Raw genomic sequence first — 6,843 nt, forward strand, 5'->3', positions numbered from 1 at the left:
TCGGGAGTGGAAGGGTGTCGCAGTACGAACCGGAGGGAGAGACCGTGGGGACGAGCGGACGACGGGACGCGGAAGGGGCGCGCTGTCTGGTGACCGGCGCGTCCGGGTACATCGGCGGGCGTCTGGTGCCGGAGCTGCTTCAGGCCGGTCACCGGGTCCGTTGTCTGGTCCGCTCCCCCGGCAAACTGCGCGACCATCCCTGGGCGGCGGACGTCGAGACCGTACAGGGTGATGTCACCGACGCGCGTTCGGTCGCCGGGGCCATGCGGGGGATCGACGTCGCCTACTACCTGGTGCACGCCCTCGGCTCCGGTGCCGATTTCGAGGACACCGATCGCCGTGCGGCGCGGATCTTCGCGGAGCAGGCGCACGCGGCAGGCGTCCGGAGGATCGTCTACCTGGGCGGTCTCACGCCGCGGGACGTTCCCGAGCGTTCCCTCTCCCCGCATCTGCGCTCCCGCGCCGAGGTCGGCCGCGTCTTCCTGGACGCGCCGGTGCCCGCGACCGTACTGCGGGCGGCGGTCGTCATCGGTTCGGGGTCGGCCTCCTTCGAGATGCTGCGCTATCTGACCGAGCGACTGCCGGTCATGGTGACCCCCAGTTGGGTGCACACCCGCACGCAGCCCGTCGGGGTCCGCGACGTGCTGCGCTACCTGGTCGGCTCCGCGGGCATGCCGGACGACGTCGACCGGGCCTTCGACATCGGCGGACCGGACGTCCTCACCTACCGGGAGATGATGGCCCGCTTCGCCGCCGTGGCCGGCCTCCGGCGGCGCGTCATCGTGCCGGTGCCGGTGCTCACTCCCCGGCTGTCCAGTCACTGGGTCGGACTGGTGACCCCGGTCCCGGCCTCCATCGCCCGGCCCCTGACGGAGTCCCTGCGCCATGAGGTCGTCTGCCACGAACACGACATCGCCCGGTACGTCCCGGACCCGCCGGGACACCCCATGCCGTTCGACGAGGCCCTGGCCATGGCCCTGCGGAGGGTGCGGGAAGCGCAGGTCGCCACGCGCTGGTCGTCCGCGTCCTTCCCGGGAGCACCCAGCGATCCTCTCCCCACCGACCCCGACTGGGCCGGCGGCAGCCTCTACCAGGACGAGAGAGAGCTTCCCGTCGACGCGTCCCCGCAGGCGCTGTGGAAGGTGATCGAGGGAATCGGCGGCGACAACGGCTGGTACTCCTTTCCCCTCGCCTGGGCGGTTCGCGGCTGGCTGGACCGGTTCGTCGGGGGTGTCGGTCTGCGCCGCGGACGACGCGACGCGGAACGCCTGCGGGTCGGCGACTCGCTGGACTTCTGGCGCGTCGAGGAGATCGAGCCGGTACGCCTGCTGCGGCTGCGGGCGGAGATGCGGCTGCCGGGGCTGGCGTGGCTGGAGATGCGGGTCGAGACGGACGCCGAGGGCCGGACCCGCTACCGGCAGCGCGCCCTGTTCCACCCGCGGGGACTGTTCGGCCACGCCTACTGGTGGTCCGTCTCGCCCTTCCACGCCGTCGTCTTCGGCGGCATGGCCCGCAACATCACCCAGGCGGCCACCAAGGGCCTGACCGCCCGCGCGGACGGCCGGCGTGCCGAGCGCGTCCGCCGCCCCCGCGGCCACCGGAGCGCCAGGCAGTAGATCCCCGTTCACGCACCACCCGCGTGACCGCACCGCCCCGCGTGACCGCACCGCCCCACGTGACCGCACCACCGCACCACCGCACCACCGCACCACCGCACCACCGCACCAGGAGGGACACCATGACCGTCGCGGTCGTCCTGTTCACCTCGGACCTGCGCCTGCACGACCATCCACCGCTGCGCGCCGCACTGAAGGCGGCGGACGAGGTGGTACCGCTGTTCGTCCTGGACTCCGGGATCCGGGCGGCCGGCTTCGACGCCCCCAACCGGCGGGCCTTCCTCGCCGACTGTCTGCGGGACCTCGACACCTCGCTGCGCCGCCGCGGCGGCCGGCTCGTCGTCCGTACCGGACCGGTCGCCCGGGAGGTCGGCGCGGTGGCCGCCGAGTGCGGGGCCGCCGAGGTGCACATGGCGGCCGGCGTCACCTCCTACGCCCACCACCGCGAGGAACGGCTGCGCGGACGGCTCGGCGAGAGCGGCGTGGCGCTGCGCGTGCACGAGGCGGTGACCACCGTCGTCGCCCCCGGGACGGTGACACCCTCCGGTTCCGACCACTTCGCCGTGTTCACCCCGTACTTCCGCCGCTGGGACCGGGAGCGGCCGAGGCAGCCCCTCTCCGCGCCGCGGTCCGTTCCCGTTCCCGAGGGAGTACGCGGCCGGCCGGTGCCCGAGCGCGCGGAGGTGTCCGGCACCTCGCCCGGTCTGCCGGCCGGCGGGGAGACGGCCGGGCGTGACCGGTTCGCGCGATGGTCGCGGGCCGGGCTGTCCCGGTACGCGGACGGGCACGACGACCTGGCCGGTGACGCGACCTCGCGGCTGTCGCCGTATCTCCACTTCGGGGCCCTGTCACCGGTGGAGCTCGTGCACCGGGCCCGTGAGCGCGGCGGGCCCGGCGCGGACGCGTTCGTGCGTCAGCTGTGCTGGCGGGACTTCCACCACCAGGTGCTGGCGGCCCGGCCCGAGGCGTCGGTGAGGGACTACCGCACGCGCCACGACCACTGGCGGGGCGAGGAGGACGCCGCCGGCGACATCGCCGCGTGGCGGGAGGGCCGTACGGGCTATCCGGTCGTCGACGCGGCCATGCGCCAGCTGCGTCACGAGGGCTGGATGCACAACCGGGCACGGCTGCTGACGGCGAGCTTCCTGACCAAGACGCTGTACGTGGACTGGCGGATCGGCGCCCGGCACTTCCTGGACCTGCTCGTGGACGGCGACATCGTCAACAACCAGCTCAACTGGCAGTGGGTCGCCGGCACCGGCACCGACACCCGTCCCCACCGCGTGCTCAATCCCCTCGTCCAGGCGAAGCGGTTCGACCCGGACGGCGCCTACGTGCGCCGTTGGGTCCCCGAGCTCGGGGACATGGACGGCAGGGCGGTGCACGAGCCCTGGAGGCTGCCGGAGGACCGGCGTGAAGGGCTCGGCTACCCCGCCCCGCTCATCGGCCTCGCCGACGGGCTCGCACGCTTCCGGCATGCCCGGGGCCGCGACTGAGGAGGTTTCCGTCCGTGCGCCGACGGGGTGACACACCGCCAGGAACCGGGCATCGATGGGCCGCTGAGGTGAGACTGTCCCGGACCGGCGCCGTACCGGGTAGGAATCAGCGCATCCGTACCGGGGCACTCGGCGGAAGCACTGGTATGCGGATATCCGAAAAGTGAGAAGGGGTTGTGCATGCTTGGACTGCCGCCGACGGCTGCCGCACCGGCCGGACTCGTCGACGACCCCCTCACCCCGTCCGAAGCGGCCGGCGGCGCCGACGGCGCCGACACCGTCCTGGAGCGGATGCTCGAGACGCGACTGCGTCAGTCCCGTGCCGTCGATCCGGTGTTCGCCCGGGACCTGGCCGACCGGGTGGGCGCGCTGGTCGCGCGGGGCGGCAAGCGGCTGCGCACGGCCTTCGCGCTCTGCGGCTGGCGGGCCGCGGGCGGCTCGGGCGACGCCTCCGCGGTGCTGCGTACGGGCGCGGCCCTCGAACTGCTCCAGGCGTGCGCCCTCGTCCACGACGACGTGATGGACGGATCACCGACCCGCCGGGGCGGCCCGGCCCTGCACGTCGAACTGGCGCGCGCCCACTGGGCCGCGGGCATGCACGGTTCCGCGGAGACGTTCGGCACGTCCTCCGCGGTGCTCGCCGGTGATCTGGCCCTCGCCTGGGCGGACGACCTGATGACGGAGACCGCGCTGGAGACCCCGCACGGCCGGCGTCTGCACGAGGAGTGGCGGGCGATGCGCAGCGAGATGGTCGCCGGACAGTACCGCGACCTGCACGCCCAGGCCGCCCGTTCGTCAGGCGTCGACGAGGCGCTGGACATCGCCACCCTGAAGAGCGCCCTGTACACCGTCGCCCGGCCGCTGGCCCTGGGCGGGGCACTGGCCGGAGCCGGTGACCGTACCCTCGACGCGCTGCGGGCGGCCGGACGGTGCGCCGGTCTGGCCTTCCAGCTCCGCGACGACCTCCTCGGCGCCTTCGGCGACCCGGCCCTGACCGGCAAACCGGCCGGCGACGACCTGCGGTCGCGCAAGCTCACCTACCTCCTGGCCATCGCTCTCCGGCTCGCGGACACCGCCGGGGACCACCACGCCGCCGCCGCGCTCGCCCCGGACGCGGACACCCGGTCGGAGCGCGCCGTCGAACGGATGCGGGCGGCCATGGAACGCACCGGCGCCAGGGAGGTGGTGGAGGCGAAGATCGGGGAGCTGACGGCCATGAGCCTCGGCCACTTCGAGCGTACGGGCGCCCGCCCCGCCGTGCGGCAGGAGTTCGCCGCGCTGGTCGAACGCGCGTCGGGCGCGGTTCCGCGCCGTGCCGGGGAGGTCGCGTGAGAAGGGTGCCGGGACGCACCGACCACGTCGTCGTGGTGGGTGCCGGTCTGTCCGGACTGGCCTGTGCGCTGCACCTGCTGGGTGCGGGCCGCAGGGTCACGCTCGTCGAACGGGACGCCGGGCCGGGCGGCCGGGCCGGTCGCCTGCGGCTGGGCGGCTACCAGGTGGACACCGGCCCGACAGTGCTGACGATGCCGCACCTGGCCGACGAGGCGTTCGCGGCGGTCGGTGACAGCCTTCACCGCCGCGTCGGGCTGACCCCCCTGCATCCGGCCTACCGGGCGTGCTTCGCGGACGGGACCTCGCTCGACGTGCACACCGACGGCGAGGCGATGGAGGCGGAGGTGCGACGCTTCGCCGGACCGGCGGAGGCGGCCGGGTACCGCGACCTGCGGCAGTGGCTGGAGCGTCTCTACCGGGCGCAGATGCGCCGCTTCATCGACACCAACTTCGACTCCCCCTTCCAGCTGCTGCACCCGGATCTGGCCCGGCTCGCTGCGCTGGGCGGGTTCGGGCGGCTGGACGCCCGCGTCGGCCGGTTCCTCTCCGACGAGCGTCTGCGCCGTGTCTTCTCCTTCCAGTCGCTGTACGCCGGTGTGGCCCCGGCCCGGGCGCTCGCGGCCTACGCCGTGATCGCGTACATGGACACCGTGGCCGGCGTCTGGTTCCCCGAGGGAGGCATGCACGCGCTCCCCCGGGCGATGGCCGACGCGGCGGCGGAGGCCGGCGCCGACCTGCGCTGGACGTCCGAGGTCAGCGGCCTCGAGCGGTCGGCGGGCCGGGTACGGGCCGTGCGGCTGTCCTCCGGCGAGCGGATCCCGTGCGACGCGGTGGTACTCACCTGCGAACTGCCCGACGCCTACCGGCTGCTGGGACGCCGGCCCCGGCGCCCGGCACCGCTCCGGCACGCGCCGTCCGCGGTGGTCCTGCACGCCGGCACCGACCGTACCTGGCCCCGACTGGCGCACCACACACTGTCCTTCGGCGGTGCGTGGGAGCGCACCTTCGACGAGCTGACCCGCTCGGGCGAGCTGATGAGCGACCCGTCGCTGCTGATCACCCGTCCGACCGCGCACGACCCCGGCCTGGCACCGCCCGGCGGCCACCTGCACTACGTCCTCGCCCCCTGCCCGAACACGACGGTCGGCCCGGACGCCGAGGCCTGGCGGGACCTCGGTCCGCGCTACCGGGACCGCCTGGTCGCCGAACTGGAACGCCGGGGCCTGGAGGGGTTCTCGGCGAGTGTGCGCGAGGAACTCCTGGTGACCCCGCTCGACTGGACGGCACAGGGCCACGCGGCGGGCAGCCCCTTCTCGGTCTCCCACACGTTCGCCCAGACCGGGCCCTTCCGGCCGCGCAACCTCGTGCGCGGGGTGGAGAACGTGGTCCTGGCGGGCTGCGGCACCACTCCGGGCGTCGGCGTACCGACGGTCCTCATCAGCGGCAAGCTCGCCGCCGCCCGCGTCACCGGCGGCGCCGGTCGTCACGGCGTACGCGCGCCTGCCCTCAGGGCGGCCGTTCCCACACCCACTCCACCCACCCCGGCAGGTACGCATGACCCGTCGTGAACTGGACGCGGCCGGAATCACCGGTACCGCGCTGCGCGCCGCCTACACCCGGTGCCGCCGCCTCAACGCCCGTCACGGCAAGACCTACTTCCTGGCCACCCGGCTGCTGCCGCTGGAGCGCCGCTCGGCCGTGCACGCCCTGTACGGCTTCGCCCGCTGGGCCGACGACATCGTGGACGACCTCGACCGGCACCGGACCCCGGGGGACCGCGACCGGCTGCTCCGCCGTCTCGAGAGCGACCTCGCGGACGGGCTGCGGGCCGGTGACGGGAACGAGCCCGTGGTCCGGGCCGTGGCCGACACCGCCGGCCGGTACGACATCGAGCACGCGCTCTTCGCCGACTTCCTGGCCTCGATGCGGGCCGACCTGACGGTCACGGACTACCCGACCTACGCCGACCTCCAGCGCTATGTGCACGGCTCGGCCGCGGTGATCGGTCTGCAGATGCTCCCGGTACTGGGCACGGTCGTGCCCCGCGAGGAGGCGGCACCGCACGCGGCGGCCCTCGGAGTGGCGTTCCAGCTCACCAACTTCCTGCGGGACGTGGGCGAGGACCTCGACCGCGGCCGCGTCTACCTGCCGGGGGACCTGCTCGCCGCCCACGGCGTGGACCGGCCGCTCCTGGAGTGGAGCCGTCGCACCGGACGCCACGACCCGCGGATCCGCGCGGCCCTGGTCGCGGCGGAAGCCCTGACGCGGGACGTGTACCGGACGGCGGAGCCGGGCATCGCCATGCTCGATCCGCGGGTGCGTCCCTGTATCCGCACCGCGTTCACCCTGTACGGCGGCATCCTCGACGCGATCGCGGAGCGGGACTACACCGTGCTGCA

5 protein-coding genes are annotated in these 6,843 nt (G+C 74.2%); all 5 read left to right on the top strand.

Going from position 1 to position 6,843, the window contains the following annotated elements; genetic code table 11:
• The first annotated feature begins 44 nt into the window (after window positions 1-44).
• On the top strand, window positions 45-1,616 hold the full coding sequence (locus B9S61_RS10415) for an SDR family oxidoreductase (protein WP_103542010.1): 1,572 nt from the start codon (window positions 45-47) through the stop codon (window positions 1,614-1,616).
• Window positions 1,617-1,738: 122 nt separating this feature from the next.
• Window positions 1,739-3,112: a deoxyribodipyrimidine photo-lyase gene (locus B9S61_RS10420; protein WP_103542006.1), complete on the top strand. Its 1,374-nt coding sequence runs from the start codon at window positions 1,739-1,741 to the stop codon at window positions 3,110-3,112.
• Between the two features lie 180 nt (window positions 3,113-3,292).
• Window positions 3,293-4,444 (top strand): polyprenyl synthetase family protein, encoded by a 1,152-nt coding sequence (locus B9S61_RS10425; protein ID WP_103542007.1) that lies wholly within the window; start codon window positions 3,293-3,295, stop codon window positions 4,442-4,444.
• Complete coding sequence (gene crtI / locus B9S61_RS10430) at window positions 4,441-6,012, top strand: phytoene desaturase family protein (protein ID WP_103542008.1); 1,572 nt, start codon at window positions 4,441-4,443, stop codon at window positions 6,010-6,012. The genes B9S61_RS10425 and crtI overlap by 4 nt, the downstream gene beginning before the upstream one ends.
• Window positions 5,999-6,843, top strand: an 845-nt coding sequence (locus B9S61_RS10435; RefSeq protein WP_103542009.1) for a phytoene/squalene synthase family protein, incomplete at its 3' end; no start/stop codon positions are given. The genes crtI and B9S61_RS10435, both read left to right, overlap by 14 nt.

It is taken from the genome of Streptomyces sp. SM1 (assembly GCF_002910825.1).
Lineage (GTDB): Bacteria > Actinomycetota > Actinomycetes > Streptomycetales > Streptomycetaceae > Streptomyces > Streptomyces okerensis.

What these genes read in the sequence shown, in the direction of transcription:
- B9S61_RS10420 (WP_103542006.1), top strand. Translation starts at nt 1,739, where the DNA reads ATGACCGTCGCGGTCGTCCTGTTCACCTCGGACCTGCGCCTGCACGAC.
- B9S61_RS10425 (WP_103542007.1), top strand. Translation starts at nt 3,293, where the DNA reads ATGCTTGGACTGCCGCCGACGGCTGCCGCACCGGCCGGACTCGTCGAC.